The sequence below is a fragment of the Halorubrum trapanicum genome (genome assembly GCF_002355655.1).
Lineage (GTDB): Archaea > Halobacteriota > Halobacteria > Halobacteriales > Haloferacaceae > Halorubrum > Halorubrum trapanicum_A.
The window spans coordinates 1970459-1990673 of the sequence record NZ_AP017569.1 but is presented as its reverse complement, the minus strand read 5'-3'; the positions used below and the strand labels follow the sequence as shown (position 1 = coordinate 1990673).

The following is a 20215-nucleotide window of genomic DNA, read 5'->3' as shown; positions in this document are numbered from 1 at the left end:
GACGTTCGTAAAATTCTAAACCCCCGAAAGCGTGGATCGGTGTGATGACGTACGAAAACCTCGACGCGAAGCTTATCAACTCGCTGCTCAGCAACGGCCGCGCGAGTCTCCGGAGCCTGGGCGACGAGCTCGACGTCTCGGTGACGACCGTTTCGAACCACCTCCGCGACCTCGAAGAGGAGGGCGTGATTCGAGGGTACACCCCCGTCGTCGACTACGACAAGCTCGGCTACGACGTGACGGCCGTGCTCCAGCTCAAAGTGGAGGGGAGCGCGCTGCCGGACGTCACGGAGAAGCTGCGCCAGGAGAAACAGATGGTGAGCGTCTACGAGGTCACCGGCGACTACGACGTGATCGCCATCGGGAAGTTCACCGACACGGACGGGATGAACGACCAGATCAAGTCGATCCTCACGGACGCGGACATCCGCGAGTCGAACACGAGCGTCGTCCTCAACGCGGTCACGGAGAACGAGCAGTTCGACCTCGACGTCAAGGAGTAGCCGGTCGCCCGACTTGAACGCTTAGCCCCGCTTCGAGGCCGCTCGCCCTTCTACTGCCGTTCCGCCGCCGCTTCCAAGACCTCTACCGCCGGGAGCGGCTCGCCCGTTAGCGCGCGGATGTACGCGCCGCCCGCGATAGAGACGTGCGAGAAGTCCGCCTCGCTGAGGCCGTACATCTCGATGGCCCGGGAGGTGTCGCCGCCGCCGACGACCGAGAAGCAGTCCGTCTCCGCGATGGCTTCGAGGACGCCGACGGTGCCGTCCGCGAACCGCTCGTCCTCGAAGACGCCGAGCGCGCCCTTCACGAAGACGGCGTCGGACTCGCGGATCGCGGGCTCGTAGTCTGCGACCGTCGCCGAGCCCACGTCGAGGTACCCCGTCTCCTTCTCGTCGATCGCCTCGACTTCGACCTCGGCGCGCTCGCCGTCGTCGCCCTCGTACGCGAGGTCGCTCGCGAGCCGGATCGCGTCGCCGCGCTCGTCAAGGACCGACTCGATCAGCTCGCGGTTCTCTTCCCACTGCTCGTCGAACAGGTCCATCTCTCCCACGTCGCGACCGACCGGGTGGCCCGCGGCGCGCAGGAACAGTTCCCCCGCGACGCCGCCGAGGAGGAAGCGGTCCACCTTGTCGTCTAAGGCGTCCATCACGCCGATCACGTCGGTCGCCTTCGTCCCGCCGACGACCATGGTGACGGGCCCGTCGAACTCGCGGGTCGCGATGGCGGTGTTGGCCTCGTACTCCGTCTCCATCACGCGGCCCGCGTACGCGGGAAGGACGAGCGGGAAGCCGACCAGCGAGGCGTGTTTCCGATGCGCCGCCGAGTAGGCGTCGTTGACGTACGCGTCGAAGCGCGGCGCGAGCGTCTCGACGAACTCCGTCTCCGCCTTCTCCTCGGGGGACTCCTCGGGGAGTTCGTCGTCGCACATCCGGGTGTTCTCCAAGAGGAGCACCTCCCCCGCTTCGAGCGCGTCGATCGCTTCGAGCGCCTCGTCGCCGTACGTGTCCGCGACGAACGCCACGTCGCGGCCGACGTGGTCGGCGAGGATCTCCGCGTGGCCGGCGAGCGAGGTGAAGTCGTCGCGGCCGGGGCGTCCCTGGTGGGCCATGAGGACGACGCGGTGACCGGCGTCGGCCAGTTCGCGGACGGTCTCCGCGTGGCGCTCGAAGCGGCGGTTGTCCTGCGGTTCGCCGTTCTCGATCGGGGAGTTGAGGTCCAGTCGGACGAGGACGCGCGAGTCGGCCGGGAGGTCGTCGATGGTGTCGAACGTGGGCATGAGTGAGTGGTCGTCGATGAGGTATTTAAGCGGTTGTCCTCCGGGGGAACGTTACCGCCCGGGTGTCGGGCCTCGCTCTTCAACCGCGGTCGGGCGTTCAGGCCTCGTCCTGAACGTACGCGGCCATGTCGAGCATCCGGTTCGAGAAGCCGTACTCGTTGTCGTACCAGGTGAGGATCTTCAGCAGCTTCCCGCCGGCGATGACGTTCGTCGACCGGAGGTCGACGTAGCTGGAGAAGGGGAGCCCGACGATGTCAGAGGAGACGACCTCGTCGTCGGTGTAGCCGAGGACGCCCGCGAGCGGGCCGGAGTCGGCGGCGTCACGGAAGGCGGCGTTGACCTCCTCCTCGGTGACGTCCTCGTCGAGGCTGACGACGAACTCGGTGATGGAGCCGGTCGGGACCGGCACGCGCATCGCCATCCCGTCGATCTTCCCCTCAAGCTGCGGGAGGACCTCCTGGGCGGCGCCCGCGGCGCCGGTCGAGGTGGGGACGATGTTCTCGGCGGCCGCGCGGCCGCGGCGGCGCTTCCCCATCGGCCCGTCGATGAGGCTCTGGGAGCCGGTGTAGGCGTGGACGGTGGTGAGGGTGCCGGCGTCGATGCCGAACTCGTCGTCCAGTACCTTCGCGACCGGAGTAATGGAGTTCGTGGTGCAGGAGGCGTTCGAGACGACGTCGTCGCCCTCGTACTCGTCGTGGTTGACGCCGTAGACGAGCTGTTTGACCGGCTTGTCGCCCTTCGGGGGCGCCGAGATGATCACGGTGTCGGCGCCGCCGTCGAGGTGCGCGCTCGCGTCGTCGCGGGTGCGGAAGATGCCCGTACACTCCAAGGCGACGTCGACGTCGAGCTCGTCCCACGGGAGGTCCGCGGGGTCCTGAACGTTGAACAGCGGGACCGAGGTGCCGCCGATCGTCAGCTCGTCGCCGTCGCGCTCGACGCCGTCAAGCCGGCCCATGACGGTGTCGTACTTCGCGAGGTACCCCATGTCGTCGAAGTCCATCACGTCGTTGATCCCGACGAGCTCGATCCGCGGACTCTCCAACACCGCGCGGAACACGTTGCGCCCGATGCGACCGAAGCCGTTGAGCCCCACCCGCACGACCTCGTCGTCGCTCACGTCGTCGCCGGCAGCCAGATACGATTTACTCATGTTCGAAAAAAGCGACCCGCAACTACTTAAATCCGGCCCAGTCGCGCCGAGACCGTCATAATCGTTCGAATTTGTTACGGTCGGTCTCGGCGATCTCGGTCGGTCTCGGCGATCTCGGTCGGTCTCGGCGGGTTCGCGTCGCTCGTCGCTGCTCGTTGCCCGCTCGTCGCTGCTCGTTGCCCGCTCGTCGCGGGGCGGGTAGCGGCCGAAACGGCGACCGACAGAAGGCTTATCGGAGTCAGCGACCTCACGGGAGGTATGGACAGAGACGACCGCGACGATCCGTTCGGAGACTTCTTCGAGGAGATCGAGCGGATGATGAACGAGATGGCCAACGCGGACGCGCAGTCGGCCGACGACGCGGGGTTCGGCTCCGACACCCACGTCGACGCGTACACCACGGAGGAGTCGGTGCGTCTCGTCGCCGACCTCCCCGCCGTCGAGAAGGAGGACCTCTCGCTGCGCTGCGACGGCGACGCGCTCACCATCTCGGCCGTCTCCGACCGGCGCGAGTACGACGAGACGGTCGAACTCCCCGCGCCCGTCGACGAGCACTCCGCGGACGCGACGTTCAACAACGGCGTCTTGGAGGTCTCGTTCGACCGCGACGAGGACAGCGCCTCGATCGACCTGGTCTGAGCCGATCGCCCGTTTTTATGCTGTTTCTGCCGTCCGACGGATCAGCGCCGCGAACCGGTCGTAGAAGTCGTCCGCGTACTTCGTCGCGGCGTCGACCGTCGGGCGCGCGTTCGTCTCGTTGACGACGAGCCGGTCGTCCGTCGCGAGCAGGTCGACGCCGAGGTAGTCGATTCCGAGCGTCTCGGCCGCGCGCTCCGCGAGCTCGCGCGCCGCGGGGTCCAACTCGACCCCCTCGGCCGTCGCGCCGCGGTGGACGTTGTGCTTCCACCGGCCCGCGGCGAGCGCGTCGTCGTCGAGGACGCGCTCGACCGCGCCGGCGTACGCGCCGTCGACGACCATCGCGCGGTAGTCGCGCGCGTCGGGCAGGTACTCCTGGATCAGGAACGACTTGTCGCCGGTGGCGCGGTAGTCGTGGATCAGGTTCAGGTAGTCGACGACGCCCAAAAGCGAGTCGAGGTCGGTCGCGGTCGCGACGCCGACGCCGCGGGTCGCGGAGTTCGGCTTCACGACGACGGGGTAAGAGAACTCGCTCGCGGCGTCGACGACGACCGACTCGTCGACGGGGTTCGACACGAGCGTCGTCTTCGGCGTCGAGAGCCCGGCGGCCGACAGCCGCGCCAGCACGCCCGCCTTGTTGCGCGAGGCGACGACCGCATCGCGGCCGTTCACCCACGGGACGCCGAGGCGCTCGTCGACGACCGCACCCTCCATCAGGCGGGTGGGGTAGACGAGGCCGGCGTCGAATCCCGCGAACTCCTCGGGGTCGGCCGCCGGCGAAGCGTCGCCTTCACCGTCCGAAACCCGGAGCGACCGCTCTTTCGCCCGCACGTGGTCGACCTCGATGCCGCGGTCCGCGAGCGGCTCGCGCACGCGCTCGAACGTCTCCGCGTCGGTCGTCATCGCGAGCCGGAGCATAGCATTACTGGGCGCCGTTCGGACTTAAAAACCGCGCGAGCGGCGCGACGGCAGCGACACCAACGCGATACGAGATGCGGTGGCGCGCGCCTCCGAGCGCCCTTGGGCGCGAGGAGCACGCGCGAGGGAGTCGGGCGCTCCGAGGGCGACCGAAGGGAGCCCGAAGGACGCGCCCGACGAGGTTGGGGAGGCGTGAGGCGCGGTTGCGGGGCGGGGCGGGACTCAAAGGGGCAGTCGCGAGGGCGAAGGCGCGCGACGTAAGGACCGCAGGAGCGAGCGGAGCGAGCGACGAGGACCGCAGCGAGCGCACCGAGCCCTCGCGACTGGGGCTTTGGCGGTGTTCGCCGTCGATCTACTGTCAGCTATTTATAAGTGAGCGGCCGAAGCTTTGGCGGTGTTCGCCCTCGATCCGCCAGCAACGGTTTAAAAACGGGCGGCCGAGGCTTTGATAACGGTCACTACCAGCCCGCAGTCAGATATTTATAAATAAGCGGCCGGAACCCCCGCGACGTCTCACGTCGATCCACGCCAACCGAGTTATTGTAAGTGGCCTTCCTCGCGGAGCCGTTCCGCCTCGCTCTTCTCGTAGCGCCACGAGATGTCGGCCTTCTCGTCCTGCCAGTCCCACGGCTCGACGAGAACGATGTCGTCTTCGCGGATCCACACCCGCTTTTGCATCCGGCCGGGGATGCGCGCGGTCCGCTGTTTCCCGTCCGCACAGCGCACCTTGACGCGGTTCGCGCCGAGCATCTCGACGACCTCCGCGAACACCTCGTCGTCGTCGGGCATCCGGAGGTCGTCCTGACCGCCGCCGTCTCCGTTGCTCATGCGTACGCGGTGATACGCGCTCTTGGAAATAAAAGGGCCGCTCTCCGCCGCCGATCGTAGTGTTCAGATAAGCTGGTTCCATGCGAAAGCGAACGATCTGAGCCACTCGTCAGCAGTTTCTGCTTTGGCGTTGCTAAAACAGTTTGAGAAACTGGTAGTTCTGCGTTTTATCTCACGAAAGACACGTTCGACGCTGTTCCGATTTCCATGTCGTTCATATTTGAAATCGAGGTCGTGTTTGCGACAGGCTCGCTGAAGTGAAGCTGATCCATCTACGAGAACGGTTGCGTCATCCACGTCGTGTTTATCACGCAGATCAGCGAAAAACCGATCTGCGAGAGCGTTATTTGTCGTCGGCTCAAGCTGTGTGTGAAGCAGATCATTTGTTTCCGGATCGACAGCAGCGTACAGCCAATATTGTTCATCATCAAGCCGAATCACAGTCTCATCAACCGCAACGTGATTCGGGCTCCGACCAGATTCCGGCTGTAGATCGGCTTTGTGAACCCAGTTGTGAACGGTAGAGCGCACTCGTTCAACACCGAATACCTCAAGAAACGAAACAGTATTCGAAAGCGATAGTCCAGACAAATGAAGCTGAATACTGAGCTTCATCAACAACTTCGGTGTTGCCTCTCGCTCCACAAACTCTAAGTTGATCTCGTCTAAACAGCCGCTGAGGCGGTCGTTTTCGGGCATGAATCACTTTGAAAACGTACCGCCTCACCTTTCAATCCTTATCTGAACACCGCCCCGCCGATATCCCTCCGTTTTAAGCCCGACCGACGGCCACCCGACGACATGCGCGACACACTGGGAGTCGAAGGGATCGTCGGCGTCCTCGTCGTCTTCGTCGCGGTCGGCATCATCACCGTTCGCGACCCCGTCATCGCCGGCGCGGTGATGCTGCTGATCGCCGGCCTCGCGCTGATCGCGAAGGGGCTCGTCGACACCGCCATGCGGTCGTTCGGGCTGAAGTGACCGCACGCGACCCGGGCGCCTCGGCCGTCGTCGACGCCCGCCCGCCGTTCACCGTTCTCCCGAAAGAGTCATAATCGCCGACCGTTCCCCTCCGATATGGTCGAAGTACCCGCCGTCGCGGTCGAACTCGTCGAACTCCTCGCCGTCACCCTCGGCGCCGGCGCGGCCGCCGCGGTCGGCGTCGTCCTCGAACGCTTCGGACTCTCCGCGGTCTCGGGCGGCGACCTCGTCCTCGGCGCCTGGGCCGTCGGCATGGGGCTGCTCGCGCTGTACGTCGGGGTCGTCGGGCTGGGCTACGAGCAGGCGCTCCCGCGGCTGCGCCGGCTCGCGGGCGGCGAGTAGCGCCTATAAACACCCCTCGGCCGCCAGCTCGCGGACCTGCGCCGCGCGCTCGCGGATCGACTCCCACTCCGCGTCGTCCTTGTCGTCGACGTGCGAGTACATCAGTCCCATCCGGCCGGTGCCCCGCAGCGTCTCCTCGTTCTCCTTTAAGAAGTCCCAGTAGAGCGCGTTGAACGGGCAAGCGCCCTCGCCCGTGGTCCGCGAGACGGCGTACCGGCAGTCCGCGCAGTGGTCGCTCATCCGGTTGACGTAGCTCCCCGAGGAGGCGTACGGCTTCGAGGAGAGCACGTCCGTGCCGAACGACCCCATGGCGACGACGTTCGGCGTCGTCACCCAGTGGTACGCGTCGACGAAGCCGAGGTGGAACCACTCGTTCAGCTCGGCCGGGTCGGCGCCGTACACCAGCGCGAAGTTCGACAACACCATCAGCCGCTCGATGTGGTGGGCGTAGCCGTACTCGCGGACGTGGCCGACCGCCTCCGAGAGACACCGCATGTCGGTGTCGCCGTCCCAGTAGGCGGGCGGGAGGTCGCGCTCCTGTCCCAGCCGGTTCGCCTCGGCCAGCTCCGGCATCGCCTCGCGGTAGACGTGGCGCACGAACTCCCGCCAGCCGATCACCTGTCTGACGAACCCCTCCGCGGCGTTGAGCGGGACGGGGGCGGGCTCCTCGCCCGCCGCCGCTTCCGTCTCCTCCCCGGCACCGTCGCCCGCCTCGTCGCCGTCAAACTCGTCGCCGCCGAACTCGTCGAGCGAGGTCGCCTCCGCACCCGCGCCGACTTCGCCGTGCTCGGCGGGGTCGTACGCGCCCGGCTCGACCCCGCGCTCCGCGTAGGCGCGCTCGACCGCCCTGACGGGCTCGCGCGGGTCGAGCAGCCCGAGGTTGATCGCCGGCGAGAGCAGCGAGTGCGACAGGAACGGCTCGCCGCCGACCATCGCGTCCTGATACCGACCGAACGCCGGGAGCCCCGCGCGCACGAAGCGGTCGAGCGCCTCGCGCGCCCCCTCGCGGGTAACCGGCCACGCGAACCCGTCGAGCGAGTCGTTCCCCCACGTATCGAACCGCTCGCGGACCCACGCGTGGGTCCCGCGCGTCAGCTCGTCCGGCTCGAACCTCGGCCGCCCGGGCGGCTCCCAGTCGTCCGGCGGGGTCTCCTGGTTCAGGTCGTCGTAGTTCCACTCGCCGCCGACCGGCTCCTCGCCGTCCATCAACACCCCCGTCTCGCGGCGGACGTGGCGGTACCAGTTCTCCTGTCGGTAGGTCCGGTCGGCGGCGCCGTCGGCGCCGATTTCCGTCTCCCCCTCGCCGGCCCACTCGCGCCAGTCGCTCGGCGTCGTCCAGAACAGCTCGTTGTCGACGAGTTCGAGGGTCCCGCCGCGGTCGGCGACCAGTTCGCGGAGCCGCTCGCCGGCGCCGTGGCTCGCGGGGCGCATGAGTCGCAAGTGCGGGCCGTCGTCATCGCCCGCGTCGCCGTCCCCGTCCCGGCCGCCCATTTCCGTCTCCCGCTCCGCGAAGAACTCGTCGAGGCCCTCGCCGAACGACTCCGCCCGCACGTACGTCACGTCGCGGCCGCGCTCGCGGAGTTCGTCGCGGAAGTGCCGCATCGCCGAGAACACGAGCGTCAGCTTGTGGGCGTGGTACGGCTTCCGGTCGGCGAAGCCGTGCGCCTCGATCAGCAGCACGTCGTCGGCCGCGTCGAGGACGTCGAGGTCGGGGTTGAGCTGGTCGCCGAGCAGCCAGCAAGTGGTCCGGTCGCTCACGTCCCGTATCAGGGGTGCGAGCGCCATAGCTCCGGCGGCGCCCCGCGCGGCCGCGGCTCCCGACCGCCGCCGCTCTCCCGCGCGTCGCCGCCGCATCCGCGGCTTTTTGTCGCCCCCGCGTGACGGGCGAGCCATGGACGACATTCTCACGAACTGGCTGCTCGGCCTGATCGCCGCCCTCCTCGCAGTGCTGGTGCTCGACTCGACCGGCGAGCCCTTCCTCGCCCCGCTCGCGCCGGTCGCGAACGTGCTCGCGCTCGTCACCTTCCTCGCGTTCGTCATCCTCACCGGCGCGTTCCTCGTGTACACGGCGTCGTTCCGGGACCTCTGATATTTCCGGGTCGAGCCGTCTCACCCTGCGATCCCCGCCGCCGCGCGTAGCTTTTTGTCTCGGCCCGAACTGATCGACGTATGGAGTACACGACCCTCGGGAACACCGGCACCACCGTCTCGAAGATCTGTCTCGGCTGCATGAGCTTCGGGGACTCCGACTGGCGCGAGTGGGTCCTCGACGAGGAGGAAGGGAAAGAGCTCGTCGAGCGCGCGGTCGACCTCGGGGTGAACTTCTTCGACACCGCCAACATGTACTCGAACGGCGAGAGCGAGCGCGTCCTCGGCGAGGCGCTCGACGGGTACGACCGCGACGAGTTCGTCGTCGCCACGAAGGGGTACTTCCGGATGGACGAGTCGAACCCGAACTCGGGCGGGCTCTCGCGGAAGGCGATCGAACAGGAGCTGTCGAACTCCCTCGATCGCCTGGGGATGGACACGATCGATCTCTACCAGATCCATCGATGGGACGACGACACCCCGATCGAGGAGACGCTCGCCGCGCTCGACGACGCGGTCCGGCGCGGCGACGTGCGGTACGTCGGCGCCTCCTCGATGTGGGCCCACCAGTTCGCGGAGTCGCTCCGCGTCAGCGAGCGCGAGGGGTACGAGCGGTTCGCGACGATGCAGAACCACTACAACCTCGCGTACCGCGAGGAGGAGCGCGAGATGCTCCCGCTCTGCGAGAAGGAGGGGGTCGGCGTGATGCCGTGGAGCCCGCTCGCGCGCGGCTACCTGACGCGCCCGCACGAGGAGGTGGACGCCACCCTCCGCGGCGAGACGGAGGAGCACCTCTACGCGCACCCCTACCGCGAGGGCGGCGGGCGCGAGGTCAACGAGCGCGTCGAGGAGCTCGCCGCCGAGAAGGGCGTGAAGATGGCCCAGGTCGCCCTTGCGTGGCTGTTCGAGAAGGACTCGGTCGACGCGCCGATCGTCGGCACGACGAGCGTCGAACACCTCGAAGACGCGGTCGAGGCGCTCGACGTCGACCTCTCCGACTCGGACGTCGAGTGGCTGGAGGAACCGTACGAGCCGGTCCGCGTCTCCGGGCACGAGTAGTCGGCGCGAACGACGCTTCGGCCCGTTCGCGGCCTAAATCGTGTTTTAGGAATACACGGGTAAGCTATTTGTATGGTATTCGTTGACAATTAGGTATGACGGACGACACCGACCGATCCGCCGTCCGGTCGCGCACCGAGTACGCGCGCACCCGGACGCGCTGTCCGAACTGCGGCGACCGCGTCCCGGCGGCCGGCGGCGACGGGGAGCCCGCGGAGTGCCCGAACTGCCACCGCCTCGTGCGCGCGTGACGGCGGGGCCGACCGCTGCCCGGTCGCGAGGCCGACGCGGCTCCGTCCGGTGGCCGCCGCCCGCCCCCGACTTATAAACACTCCGTCGCGGGCGCCACGACAACCCTTTTCGGCGGCGCCGCCGAATCGTGGCGCATGGCAGACGACGACGCCACCGACCCCGAGAACGGCGAGGCCGGCGAACAGGGCGATTCCGCCGACGGCGACGGCGAGGAGAAGTCCTTCCGCGAGCGCGTCGAGGAGATCCGCGAGCGACGCGAAGAGGAGCGCGAGGAGGGCGACCGACCCGAACCCGAGGAGATGATGGGCGGCGGCGGCCCGCCCGGGATGGGCGGCGGGGGCGGCGGCAACCCCTTCGCGCAGATGATGTCCGGCATGATGGGCGGCGGCGGGGGTCCCGGCGGCGCGGGCGGCCCCCCCGGGATGGGCGGCGGCCCCGGGGCGCAGGGCGAGCAGGGCGCTCGCGGCGACGACGGCGGCAACGAGGAGCTCGTCCGCGAGGTGCGCCAGCTCCGCGACGAGGTCCGCGACGCGACCCGGCAGCTCCAGCGCATCGCGCAGGCGCTCGAAGACGACTGATTCGGCCGCTCCTCTCTCGGTTTTCCGAAGCCCCGTAGCGCCCAGTTCGTCGGTCGACGACGATGCGGGGTCGGGAGGGAACCGCGACGACCGCTCGGAGAACGATTCAGTTCGGGGCGCCGTTCATCGCCTCGATCCGCTCCGGCAGCGCGGGCAGCGCGACGACGGCGACCACGGCGGCGGTCGTGGCGACGAGCGTCACCGGGAGCGTCCCGGCGAGCGCGTAGGCGCCGACCCAGAGCCCGCCGGTGACCGCGAGCGCGGGGACCGCGACGCGGACCGGGACCGCGGGCTCGTCGCCCTCCACGAGCCGCCAGCCGACCGCGCCGCCGGCGCCGGTGGCGATCCCGATTCCCGCCTCGACCACCTCGCCGGTGTGTCCCCCCGCGACGGCGACGCCCAGCGCGCCGGTCGAGACGACCGCCGCGAGCAGGAACGCCGGGGCGGGGTTCAGCGCGGCGGTCGGGCCGGCCGCCGTCTCCTCCGTGCTCGTCGAGCGACGGACGCGCGGGTCGCCCGCGAGCCGCAGCGCGACGGCGACCGTCCCCGCGCCGACGGCCAGCCCCGCGAGCACGTCGACGAGGTAGTGGACCTCGATGACCACCCGCGAGGCCGCGACGGCGACCGCGACCGCGGCGGCCGCGACGTAGCGGGCACGGTCCGTCCAGAACCGGTCGTACAACAGGGCCACGGCGAGGTACGCCGCCGCGCCGCCGGTGGCGTGACCGCTCGGGAAGCCGAACCCGTCGGAGAGCACCTGCGCCTCGTACCACCCGGACAGGAGCGCGGGGAGCCACGTCGGGACGTCGGCGGGGGGCATCGCGCCGGGCGGTCGGGGGACCGCGAACCACGCCTTGCCGAGCGCCGTCGCGGCGTACGCGCAGGTGACGGCCGCGATGGCCGTCGCGCCGGCGCGGCGCGGCGACCCCGCGACCTCCTCGCTCGCGAACCAGTAGCCGACCGCGAGCAGCGCGAAGAGGAACCACGGGTCCGCGAGGTGGGTGACGGCCGCGAAGACGACGACGACGAACTCCGGGAGCGCGTCGACGAACGCGGTCTCGCCCAGCCCGCGCTCGGCGGAGACGAGTCCGGTCACGCGTCGATCACCCGGTCAGTCATCGCCGCGGCGGCGGGCGTAGTCGAGCGCCTTGCCGGGCGTCTCGATCAGGTTGAGGCCGATGCCGACGACGACGAAGATCGTGTACAGGCCGAGCGTCGAGAGCCCGAGGACGACGATGGCGCCGATCGCGTAGATCCCCTGAAGGGAGGTCAGCGCCGCGAGCGTCAGCACGGTGCCGTACAGCAACACGAGGTACGGGCCCCAGCCGCGGGCGTGGCCGCGGCGCATCCGCGAGCGCACGTACCGCTTCAGCTCCGACTCGACCTCGGGCTTGTCGACCGTGCGGCGTTCCACGTCGTCCTCGAACTCGTCGAGCTGCGACCGCAGCTCCCGGACCTCCGCTTCGAGGGCGGCGACGTCCGGCGCGCCGCGCGGCCGCTCGCCGTCGTCCCCGTCGGGATCCGACTCGCCGTTCATACCCGTGGGTCGGTCGCGGTCCTGTTGTAACTGCCGGTCCGCGGCGTCGTCCGAGGGGGTGACGGGGCCCTCCGGCCCGCCGTTCCGGAGACCGTCGCCGTCGTCGCCCCGCCCCGCGATCACCACGTTGATCGCGCCGCCGAGGACGACGACGACGGCCGCGAGGTACAGCCAGGTGACCAGGAGGAGGACCCCGCCGATGACGCCGTACACCTGGTACTGCGCGGCGCCCGCGGCGTACACCTGAAACCCGGCCTGGAGCAGCGTCCAGCAGACCGCCGCGAACGCCGCGCCCGGCAGCGCCTCGCGGACGCCGATCGACGGCTGCGGGAGGACGTAGTACATGGGGAGGAAGACGGCGGCGAGGAAGAGGGGGAGGGCGAGGACGCTCGCCGCCTCGATCAGGGGAAGCACGTCCGCGGCCGCGACGAACGCGCCGACGGCGACCATCACGCCGATGCCGACGCCGACGGCGACGACGACAGAGGCGGCGTCGGCGACCTGCTTGAGGAAGCCCGGCGGCTCGTCGCCGCCGTAGAGGGAGACGAACGCCGTGTCGAGCCCGCGGAACACCTTCAGCGTCGACCACAGCAGCACGCCGAGCCCGAGCAGGCTCGCGCCGGTCCGGCCGCCGGCGGAGGAGACGGCGGCGACGACCGCCTCCTCGCCGGCCGGCGTGAGGAACTCGCCCGTCGACGCGACCAGCTCCGCGGCGATAGTCTCGCCGAAGACGGCGGTGGCGACGACGACGAGCAGCAGGAGCGCGGGGACGAGCGAGACGAACGCGTAGTAGGCGATGGCGGCCGCGAGGAACGTCACCTGCCGGTCGATCGCGAGGTCGGCGACGCGCCGAGCCGTGCCGAACGCGGTGCGCGAGTGTCGAGACACGTCCGGCGTTTCGGTCGACCGCGACAAAAGCAGGGGGGTGCCGACCGCGGGAAGCGGCCGCGGTCGCCCGGAACGGCGCCGTCAGTCCGCGCCGTCGCCGAGGACCGCCTCGCGCATCTCGGGGATCGAGGCCGTGCTCTTGACGGCGGTGCCGCGGTAGTGCGCGCGGCTCGCCTCGTGGCCGGCGCCGCGGAGGCGCTCGACGAACTCCTCCATGCCGATCGCGGGCTCGCCCCACTCCTTGTACAGCCGGTGCTGGTCGTAGTGCGTGGGGGTGTCGAGCTCGCGCGCGACGGTGCCGAGCAGCTTGCGCGCGCGCTTCGCCTCGCCCATGTCGTCGGTCACCTCGCGGCGGACGGCGCGCGCGAAGTCGGCGTCGGCGACCGGCCCGAGCCAGATCGGGCCCGCCGTGAGGACGCGGTCGCTCCCGCACTCCGGGCAGGCGTCGACCGGGTCGGCGACGTGTCCCGGCGTCGCCTCCCGCCAGAGGCAGTCCTCGCAGTGGTCGACGTGCCCCACGCCGTCGAGACAGTCGTCGGCCGCGCGGGCGCCCGACTCCAGTTCGAGGTAGGTCCGCGCGTAGTGCCGCGAGACGTGCGAGAGGATCGGCGTCGCCGCCTTGTCGTAGCGGGCGGCGGTTCGCACCAGCGCGGAGATCAGCGTCCGGAGCCCCATCTCCGGGTGGTAGTCGGTGTTGCGCGGGACCGCGCCGTACTTTCTGATCCCGCTGTTGAGGTGGGCGCCGCACAGCGGCGCGGTGTCGGTGGCGGTGACGCAGACCAGGTTGCGGCCGTTGGCGAACGCCGCGTCCGCGAAGGGGATCGGCGTGCCGTAGGGGTCGAGGTCGACGACGTCGAACGGGCCCTCGTCGTACAGCAGGGCGTTGACGTCGCGGTGGACCGCCTCGCCGTCGAGGCCGTTGGCGTCGAGGTTGGCGGCGGCGAGCTCGACCGCGTCCGCGTCGACGTCGGCGCAGGTGACGTCGTACCCCTCGGCGGCGGCGCGGACGCCCCGGATCCCCGAGGCGGCCATCGCGTCGAGGTACGAGGCCGCGCGCGGCTCGCGGTCGCGGTAGGCGCGCAGCGTCGCGATCGTCACGTCGCGGTTCAGCTCCTGGGTCGGGTTGAAGAAGACGCCGCCGCCGGTGCCCTCGCTGGCGCCGTCGCGGGCCTCCGGGACGGAGACGGTGAGTCCGCCCTCTTCGATGTCCATACGCTCGGTTCGGTCATCCGGGCTAAAAGGGCCGCGCTCCGGGGGCGGCGAGCCGCGGGAGCGTCGGACGCGGCGGTCGGCGGCGACAATGAGAGGCTTTTACGCCGTGGGCGCGGAACTGAAACGTATGAACGGAGACGCCACGCGAAGACAGTCCGGCGCAGTCGACGACGACACGGAGGGACGAGGATGGTGAGTCCGGCGCGGGTGGACGCGATAACCGACATCGCGTACGGCGCGCTGATCGTCCTGTCGATCGTGCTCATCGCGACGCTGCCGGTGTTCAACGTCGCCATCGCGTTCGGGATCGGGGTGTTCGCCTCGTACGTGATCCACGTCGTCTGGAAGATGGCCCGGTTCGACCCGGACTGGATGACCCGCGAGGTCGCGGACCAGGTCGGCAAGCAGGTCGAGGAGAGCGTCGGCGAGACCGTCGACAAGGAGGTCGAGAAGACCGTCGGGGAGACCGTCAACAAGGAGGTCGAGAAGACGGTCGGCGAGACGGTGAGCAAGGAAGTGGAGAAGACCGTCGAGGAGACCGTCGGCGAGAAGGTCGAGGAGACGGTGAGCAAGGAGGTCGAGAAGAGCGTCGGCGAGACCGTCAACAAGGAGGTCAGCGAGGTGGCCGACGACGTCAGCGACACCGTCAGCGAGGAGGTCACGGGGAAAGTCGAGGAGACCGTGGGCGAGACGGTCGAGCAGACGGTGGGCGAGAAGGTGGAGGAGACCGTCGAGAAGACCGTCGAGGAGAAGGTCGGCGAGACGGTGGAAGAGAAAGTGGGCGAAACCGTGGAGGAGAAAGTCGGCGAAACGGTCGAAGAGAAGGTCGGCGAAACGGTCGAGGAGACCGTCGAAGAGACGGTAGGCGAGACCGTGGAAGAGACGGTCGAAGAGACGGTCGAGAAGACCGTCGAGGAGACAGTGGGCGAAAAGGTGGAAGAGACGGTCGAGAAGACCGTCGAGGAGACGGTCGGCGAGAAGGTGGAGGAGACCGTCGAGAAGACCGTCGAAGAGACGGTCGGCGACGGGGACGACGACGAGGACGACGAGGACGACGAGCGGTCGAGCGGGTCGTAGTCCGTTCAGGTCTGTGCGCGTTCCGTCGGTCCGGCCGCGAGCGCGACTCGGATTCCGGGCCGGTCGCCGCGGCCGAAACGCCTCGTTCCGGGTCGGTGCCGTCAGCGGACTATTATCAATCGCGTGCCGAGGAAAAGTCTATACGGCCTCCCGTATTCGTCCGTGTCATACGTGATGTCCTGTAAACAAGTCGGGCAGCGTTCCAAAGATCCGAGGCGACTCGACGCCTCCTCGTCCGGACTCGGCGGACGCAGTTCTGCGACCAGTAACGCGACCGACGTCGAACCCGTCGGGCCCGCGGACGTCGCACAGATCTCCATCGAGGGCACGGACTCAGACGAGTCCCTCCCCACGACCCACGACTGACGGATGCAGCGTTCACTCACCTACCGGACGAACCGCGACCTGTTCTCGAACCACTACCTCGACGAACACCTCCCCGAGACCGAGGCGTGGGAGGAAGTCGACAGCGAGGAACTGGAAGCCGCGTACGAGGAGATCGTCGACCTCTACGAGCGCGAGAAGGACACGGCCCCGAAGCGGAACGAGTCCCAGCTAGAGGAGAAGTTCATTCGGCCGATGTTCCGGAAGCTGGGGATTCCCTTCGAGGTCGAGGAGAGCACGAGCCGGACGCAGCGCCGGCCTGACTACGGCTTCTTCGAGAGCGACGACGCCGCGCGGAGCGCCTTCGAGCGCCGCGAGGAAGGGGGCGATTTCTACGAGAGCGCGGTCGCCGTCGCCGACGCGAAGCGCTGGGGACGGCCGCTCGACACGCGGGGCAGCGGCGAACACGAGCGTGACTTCGAAAATCCGAGCTACCAGATCCACGTCTACCTCCAAGAGACGCCCGCGCGCTGGGCGGTGTTGACGGACGGGAAGAAGTGGCGGCTCTACTACGGGCCGACGAGCCACCGCCTCGACTCCTACTACGAGATCGATCTTCCTACCGTCCTCGAAACGGGGGACCTAGAGGAGTTCAAATACTTCTACCTCTTCTTCCGGCACGGCGCGTTCCTCGAAGACGCCGGCGGGGACTGCTTCCTCGACGAGGTGTACGACGAGTCGAACGTCTTCGCGCAGGATCTGGGCGAGGACCTCCAAGACAACATCTACGAGGCGATCAAGGTGCTCTCGGAGGGGTACCTCCAGTACCCGGAGAACGACCTCGACGAGGGGGACCTCGACCTGATCCACGACGCCTCGCTCATCTACCTCTACCGACTCATCTTCGTGCTGTACGCGGAGGCCGAGGGGCGGGACCTGCTGGACACGGACAACGGGATCTACGAGGAGTCGTACAGCCTGAACTCGCTGAAACAGGAGATCGCCGCGGAGTTAGACAGCGGCGACCCGAAGTACCGCGACTGGCAGGACGACCTGAGCTCGCGGCTGGACGAGCTGTTCGAGCTGATCGATCAGGGGAGCAAGTCGCGCGGGATCCCCGAGGACGACCTCCACATCCCGGCGTACAACGGCGGGCTGTTCCGCACCGACCCGGACCCGGACGACGGCGCGGAGGCGCGGTTCCTCGCCGAACACACGGTCGGGGACGCGCACCTGGCCCGAGTCGTCGAACTGCTCACGCGGAGCCGGCAGGGGGACGGCGAGGGGAAGATCTTCGTCGACTACTCCTCGCTGGACGTGCGCCACCTCGGGAGCATCTACGAGGGCCTGCTGGAGTACCAGCTTCACGTCGCCGACGAGCCGCTGACGCTCGACGACGGCGAGTACGCGCCGGTCGACGAGGACGCCGACGCCGAGGACGTCGCGGTCGAGCCGGGCGAGGTGTACCTCACGACCGGGAGCGGCGAGCGCAAGGCGACGGGGTCGTACTACACGCCGGAGTACGTCGTCGAGTACATCGTCGACGAGACGCTCGGGCCGCTGGTCGACGACATCCGCGAGGACCTGGTCGGCTACGACTCGTACAGCGAGGGCGGGTTCGCGGACGAGTTCGCGGAGCGCGTGTTCGACTTAAAAATTCTCGACCCCGCGATGGGGAGCGGGCACTTCCTCACGAGCGCGGTCGACTACCTCGCGCGGGAGATCATCGACGCGCAGGAGCGGCAGGCGGCCCAGCAGGGCGTGGAGACGGTCGACGAGGAGCGCGACATCAACTGGGCGCGGCGGAAGGTGGCCCAGCGGTGCATCTACGGCGTGGACCTGAATCCGCTCGCGACCGAGCTGGCGAAGGTGTCGCTGTGGCTGCGGACGCTCGCCGCGGAGCAGCCGCTCGCGTTCCTCGACCACCACTTAAAAACCGGGAACTCGCTGGTCGGCAGCGACATCGAGGACGTGCTCGCCAACGGCGACGACGCCGACGCGAACGACGGGCAGTTGACCTTAGAGCAGTCGTTCGCGCACACTCGCCAGCAGGCCCTCGAACACGTGATGGACCGGTTCCAGAGTCTGCTCGCCATCGACAACGAGACGCTCGAAGACGCGAAGGAGATGGAGGACGTGTACGACGCGGTCCGCGAGGACCCCCTCTACCAGCACCTGCTGGCGATGGCGAACGTCCACACCGCCGAGCGCTTCGGCCTCGACGTCCCGAGCGACGCCGACAAGCGCATGGCGGAGGCCCTCCGCGCCGACTCGTGGAGCGACATCGAGGGGCAGGACTGGTTTACAAGCGCGCAGGCGATGGCCGCCGACGAGCGCTTCTTCCACTGGGAGCTGGAGTTCCCGGTGGCGTTCTACGACGAGGACGGCGGCCGCAAGGCTGACGCCGGCTTCGACGCGGTAATCGGGAATCCGCCGTATATACGAGGACGGAGCTTACCCGAAGAGTACAAATCTTATTTAAATAAAGAATTCGAGACAGCCCATAAGTCATATGATATTTATGTATTATTTTTGGAACTAGCAATAAAGAATATAAACCCAAACGGTTTGTCTTCAATGATCGTTCCACGTTCTCTCTTGTCTGAATCATACGGAGAAAAGATACGAGAGAAAATGCTCGACGAAACCCGGATCAGTTCAATTTCTGATTATTTAGGTGTTGATGTTTTTGATGGAGTTAGTGTCATCAATTGTATCCCAGTTCTCCGCAAAAAGCAGGGATCTCAAACAGAAAACGAGATTCAAATCAGAGTGATGCAATCAGATCAAGAATACAGTATTCGGCAGGATCTGTTTTACCAAACCCCACAATACACCTACCGAATCGGATTAACTCCAGAATTACAATCAGTTCTTAGTAACCTTAATCAACAAAAAGTTACTATCGGAGATGTTTGTTACGTGAGCTATTCGGTCGCAGCACATAGTGAGGTTGAGGATAAAGGGAAAGACGAGTATATATTTGAACAGAAAATAAATGAAAAATGTGTTCCATTCGCCGAAGGAAAAGAAATATCGAGATATGCGATTGATTGGGATGGACGGTATTTAGAATACGATCCGGAAATACTGAGACGGCCGAGTCTCCCAGAACTGTTTGAAAATACAAACATCGCGATTAAAGGGATTTCCGGGAATTCAGGGATATCGGCTGCTTACAACGATGATAGCTACTATCTAGGATATCCCGCAATCTGTCTCACGCTGAAGCACTATTTAAAAGACATCGGTCGATCTGACATATCATTTTCAACCGAGAATATCAACCAATCGAAAAATCACGATCTCAGATTTATCCTATCGATATTGAATAGCAAGTTGATGAAGTTATATTTTGATATTATGATATTTAGCACCAGTCAAACGATATATTCGACCGACATCAGGGAGATACCTCTACCGGACATTGAACAAAATAGTCGCCGTGAGACAGATGAGAGTGTCAAGGAATACCAAGATATATTAGACGATTATTTAAATAGCAACCTCGCTCCCCGTGAGTTTTTGTCAGATTTAGATACAGATGAAAATGAGTTGAACCAATATACGATGTTGGTTAGTCTGAGCGATAGAATGAACAAGTTGTCGTCAGCTGTGTTAGATCTTAACACTGATATTCTTGATTACCTCGGCAACTACGAGAACGGCCCGAGGCTCCCCGACGTCGGGCTCTTCCAGCCGAGCGCGTCGAACGTCCTCGACGCGACGACGGAGGAGTACGAGAAGCTCCGCGTGGGCGACGTGCGCGCCGAGCGCGACGGGACGCGCGTCACGATTTCGGCGACGGCGCGCTACAAGCCCGACGACGAGGACGCCCACGAGACCGACACGTACGGCTACACCGAGACGGAGTTCGTCGAGGCGTTCACGCTCGTCGACTGCTCAGAGGCGGAGGCCGCGCTCGTCGCCGCGTTCGTCCCCGTCGCCGTCGACGACGAGATCGCGGGCTTCCGCGACAATGCCACCAAGACGAACTCGCTCGTCGACCGCCTGAAGGCGATCACGCTGCCCGACCCCGACGACGTGGCCGACGACCTCGACCGCTACGTCGAGACGAAGGCGCGCGCCGACGAACTCGACGCGAAGATCGCGGAGACCGACCGACTCATCGACGAGATCGTCTACGACCTCTACGACCTGACCGAGGAGGAGATCGAGATCGTCGAGGCGGCGGTGGCGGAGTAGTCGTCGACGCGACCGAGCGGAGCGAGGTCGCGCTTTTATAAGTGACCGGCGTTGCCGCAGTGAACTCCTCCAAAGCCCCAGTCGCTCGCTTATGAATAGTTGACCACAGATCGGCGGTGAACCTCCAAAGCCCCAGTCGCTCGCTTATGAATAGTTGACCACAGATCGGCGGTGAACCTCCAAAGCCCCAGTCGCGAGCGCGACGTACGCTCGCTGCGCGCTTTACTCGGTCGCTCACTGCGTTCGCTCCCTCGTTCCAGTGCTTGCGTCGCCTACGTCGCGCTCGCGACTGCCCCTTTGAGTCCCACCCCGCACCGCACAGCACCGCAGCCTCACGCCTCCCCAGCCTCGTCGGTGGTCCT

Annotated in this window: 19 protein-coding genes; 10 read left to right on the top strand and 9 right to left on the bottom strand. The window is 66.9% G+C overall.

The genetic code is table 11. The annotated features are described in order from the left end of the window. The first annotated feature begins 44 nt into the window (after nucleotides 1-44). Nucleotides 45-503, top strand: a complete 459-nt coding sequence (gene lrp, locus CPZ01_RS09655) for an HTH-type transcriptional regulator Lrp (protein ID WP_008441157.1) — start codon at nucleotides 45-47, stop codon at nucleotides 501-503. Between the two features lie 50 nt (nucleotides 504-553). Here lrp and CPZ01_RS09650 read toward each other — a convergent pair whose 3' ends face one another. Together CPZ01_RS09650 and gap are read right to left on the bottom strand one after the other, a co-directional pair. After that, a complete protein-coding gene (locus tag CPZ01_RS09650; protein ID WP_096394524.1) occupies nucleotides 554-1777 on the bottom strand; it encodes a phosphoglycerate kinase in 1224 nt (407 codons plus the stop codon). A gap of 97 nt (nucleotides 1778-1874) precedes the next feature. Next, nucleotides 1875-2927, bottom strand: coding sequence for a type I glyceraldehyde-3-phosphate dehydrogenase (gene gap / locus CPZ01_RS09645; protein ID WP_096394522.1), 1053 nt, complete (start codon nucleotides 2925-2927; stop codon nucleotides 1875-1877). Nucleotides 2928-3185: 258 nt separating this feature from the next. On the opposite strand from gap, the gene CPZ01_RS09640 reads away from it, so the two are divergent. Then, on the top strand, nucleotides 3186-3566 hold the full coding sequence (locus CPZ01_RS09640; protein WP_096394520.1) for an Hsp20/alpha crystallin family protein: 381 nt from the start codon (nucleotides 3186-3188) through the stop codon (nucleotides 3564-3566). 15 nt (nucleotides 3567-3581) lie between these two features. Here CPZ01_RS09640 and CPZ01_RS09635 read toward each other — a convergent pair whose 3' ends face one another. From CPZ01_RS09635 to CPZ01_RS09625, 3 genes are all read right to left on the bottom strand, one after another. Continuing rightward, on the bottom strand, nucleotides 3582-4481 hold the full coding sequence (locus CPZ01_RS09635; RefSeq protein WP_096394518.1) for an ATP-grasp domain-containing protein: 900 nt from the start codon (nucleotides 4479-4481) through the stop codon (nucleotides 3582-3584). Nucleotides 4482-5018: 537 nt separating this feature from the next. After that, nucleotides 5019-5309: a translation initiation factor eIF-1A gene (eif1A, locus tag CPZ01_RS09630; RefSeq protein WP_096394516.1), complete on the bottom strand. Its 291-nt coding sequence runs from the start codon at nucleotides 5307-5309 to the stop codon at nucleotides 5019-5021. 63 nt (nucleotides 5310-5372) lie between these two features. After that, nucleotides 5373-6008, bottom strand: a complete 636-nt coding sequence (locus CPZ01_RS09625) for an IS6 family transposase (RefSeq protein ID WP_096394514.1) — start codon at nucleotides 6006-6008, stop codon at nucleotides 5373-5375. A gap of 102 nt (nucleotides 6009-6110) precedes the next feature. On the opposite strand from CPZ01_RS09625, the gene CPZ01_RS09620 reads away from it, so the two are divergent. Further along, nucleotides 6111-6290: a DUF7470 family protein gene (locus tag CPZ01_RS09620; RefSeq protein WP_096394512.1), complete on the top strand. Its 180-nt coding sequence runs from the start codon at nucleotides 6111-6113 to the stop codon at nucleotides 6288-6290. Between the two features lie 96 nt (nucleotides 6291-6386). Further along, nucleotides 6387-6632 carry a hypothetical protein gene (locus CPZ01_RS09615; protein WP_096394511.1) on the top strand — a complete coding sequence of 82 codons (246 nt, stop codon included), beginning with the start codon at nucleotides 6387-6389 and terminating at the stop codon, nucleotides 6630-6632. 3 nt (nucleotides 6633-6635) lie between these two features. On the opposite strand, the gene CPZ01_RS09610 is transcribed toward CPZ01_RS09615, so the two are convergent. Next, nucleotides 6636-8390 (bottom strand): cryptochrome/photolyase family protein, encoded by a 1755-nt coding sequence (locus CPZ01_RS09610; RefSeq protein ID WP_096394510.1) that lies wholly within the window; start codon nucleotides 8388-8390, stop codon nucleotides 6636-6638. Nucleotides 8391-8523: 133 nt separating this feature from the next. Between CPZ01_RS09610 and CPZ01_RS09605 the strand changes: the two genes are divergently transcribed. From CPZ01_RS09605 to CPZ01_RS09595, 4 genes are all read left to right on the top strand, one after another. Further along, a complete protein-coding gene (locus CPZ01_RS09605) occupies nucleotides 8524-8721 on the top strand; it encodes a hypothetical protein (protein WP_092919919.1) in 198 nt (65 codons plus the stop codon). A gap of 80 nt (nucleotides 8722-8801) precedes the next feature. Continuing rightward, complete coding sequence (locus CPZ01_RS09600; RefSeq protein WP_096394509.1) at nucleotides 8802-9779, top strand: aldo/keto reductase; 978 nt, start codon at nucleotides 8802-8804, stop codon at nucleotides 9777-9779. A gap of 95 nt (nucleotides 9780-9874) precedes the next feature. Then, nucleotides 9875-10030, top strand: coding sequence for a hypothetical protein (locus CPZ01_RS15450; protein ID WP_172863950.1), 156 nt, complete (start codon nucleotides 9875-9877; stop codon nucleotides 10028-10030). Nucleotides 10031-10165: 135 nt separating this feature from the next. Continuing rightward, the gene (locus tag CPZ01_RS09595) at nucleotides 10166-10609 is read left to right on the top strand and encodes a hypothetical protein (RefSeq protein ID WP_096394508.1); all 444 of its coding nucleotides are present in this window, start codon (nucleotides 10166-10168) and stop codon (nucleotides 10607-10609) included. Nucleotides 10610-10715: 106 nt separating this feature from the next. On the opposite strand, the gene CPZ01_RS09590 is transcribed toward CPZ01_RS09595, so the two are convergent. The 3 genes from CPZ01_RS09590 to CPZ01_RS09580 form a co-directional block, all read right to left on the bottom strand. Further along, on the bottom strand, nucleotides 10716-11705 hold the full coding sequence (locus CPZ01_RS09590) for a phosphatase PAP2 family protein (protein WP_096394507.1): 990 nt from the start codon (nucleotides 11703-11705) through the stop codon (nucleotides 10716-10718). 15 nt (nucleotides 11706-11720) lie between these two features. Continuing rightward, nucleotides 11721-13034, bottom strand: coding sequence for a YihY/virulence factor BrkB family protein (locus CPZ01_RS09585; protein ID WP_096394506.1), 1314 nt, complete (start codon nucleotides 13032-13034; stop codon nucleotides 11721-11723). An 81-nt stretch (nucleotides 13035-13115) separates the two neighbouring features. Beyond that, nucleotides 13116-14246 (bottom strand): tRNA (guanine(26)-N(2))-dimethyltransferase, encoded by a 1131-nt coding sequence (locus tag CPZ01_RS09580; protein ID WP_096394505.1) that lies wholly within the window; start codon nucleotides 14244-14246, stop codon nucleotides 13116-13118. Between the two features lie 189 nt (nucleotides 14247-14435). Here CPZ01_RS09580 and CPZ01_RS09575 point away from each other — a divergent pair, with 189 nt between their 5' ends. Both CPZ01_RS09575 and CPZ01_RS09570 read left to right on the top strand, forming a co-directional pair. After that, entirely contained in the window at nucleotides 14436-15323 is an 888-nt protein-coding gene (locus tag CPZ01_RS09575; RefSeq protein WP_096394504.1) for a hypothetical protein, read from the top strand. 369 nt (nucleotides 15324-15692) lie between these two features. Beyond that, nucleotides 15693-19853, top strand: coding sequence for an Eco57I restriction-modification methylase domain-containing protein (locus CPZ01_RS09570; RefSeq protein WP_096394503.1), 4161 nt, complete (start codon nucleotides 15693-15695; stop codon nucleotides 19851-19853). The last annotated feature ends 362 nt before the right edge of the window (nucleotides 19854-20215 follow it).

What these genes read in the sequence shown, in the direction of transcription:
- lrp (WP_008441157.1), top strand. Translation starts at nt 45, where the DNA reads ATGACGTACGAAAACCTCGACGCGAAGCTTATCAACTCGCTGCTCAGC.
- CPZ01_RS09650 (WP_096394524.1), bottom strand. Translation starts at nt 1,777, where the DNA reads ATGCCCACGTTCGACACCATCGACGACCTCCCGGCCGACTCGCGCGTC.
- gap (WP_096394522.1), bottom strand. Translation starts at nt 2,927, where the DNA reads ATGAGTAAATCGTATCTGGCTGCCGGCGACGACGTGAGCGACGACGAG.
- CPZ01_RS09640 (WP_096394520.1), top strand. Translation starts at nt 3,186, where the DNA reads ATGGACAGAGACGACCGCGACGATCCGTTCGGAGACTTCTTCGAGGAG.
- CPZ01_RS09635 (WP_096394518.1), bottom strand. Translation starts at nt 4,481, where the DNA reads ATGCTCCGGCTCGCGATGACGACCGACGCGGAGACGTTCGAGCGCGTG.
- eif1A (WP_096394516.1), bottom strand. Translation starts at nt 5,309, where the DNA reads ATGAGCAACGGAGACGGCGGCGGTCAGGACGACCTCCGGATGCCCGAC.
- CPZ01_RS09625 (WP_096394514.1), bottom strand. Translation starts at nt 6,008, where the DNA reads ATGCCCGAAAACGACCGCCTCAGCGGCTGTTTAGACGAGATCAACTTA.
- CPZ01_RS09620 (WP_096394512.1), top strand. Translation starts at nt 6,111, where the DNA reads ATGCGCGACACACTGGGAGTCGAAGGGATCGTCGGCGTCCTCGTCGTC.
- CPZ01_RS09615 (WP_096394511.1), top strand. Translation starts at nt 6,387, where the DNA reads ATGGTCGAAGTACCCGCCGTCGCGGTCGAACTCGTCGAACTCCTCGCC.
- CPZ01_RS09605 (WP_092919919.1), top strand. Translation starts at nt 8,524, where the DNA reads ATGGACGACATTCTCACGAACTGGCTGCTCGGCCTGATCGCCGCCCTC.
- CPZ01_RS09600 (WP_096394509.1), top strand. Translation starts at nt 8,802, where the DNA reads ATGGAGTACACGACCCTCGGGAACACCGGCACCACCGTCTCGAAGATC.
- CPZ01_RS15450 (WP_172863950.1), top strand. Translation starts at nt 9,875, where the DNA reads ATGACGGACGACACCGACCGATCCGCCGTCCGGTCGCGCACCGAGTAC.
- CPZ01_RS09595 (WP_096394508.1), top strand. Translation starts at nt 10,166, where the DNA reads ATGGCAGACGACGACGCCACCGACCCCGAGAACGGCGAGGCCGGCGAA.
- CPZ01_RS09580 (WP_096394505.1), bottom strand. Translation starts at nt 14,246, where the DNA reads ATGGACATCGAAGAGGGCGGACTCACCGTCTCCGTCCCGGAGGCCCGC.
- CPZ01_RS09575 (WP_096394504.1), top strand. Translation starts at nt 14,436, where the DNA reads ATGGTGAGTCCGGCGCGGGTGGACGCGATAACCGACATCGCGTACGGC.
- CPZ01_RS09570 (WP_096394503.1), top strand. Translation starts at nt 15,693, where the DNA reads ATGCAGCGTTCACTCACCTACCGGACGAACCGCGACCTGTTCTCGAAC.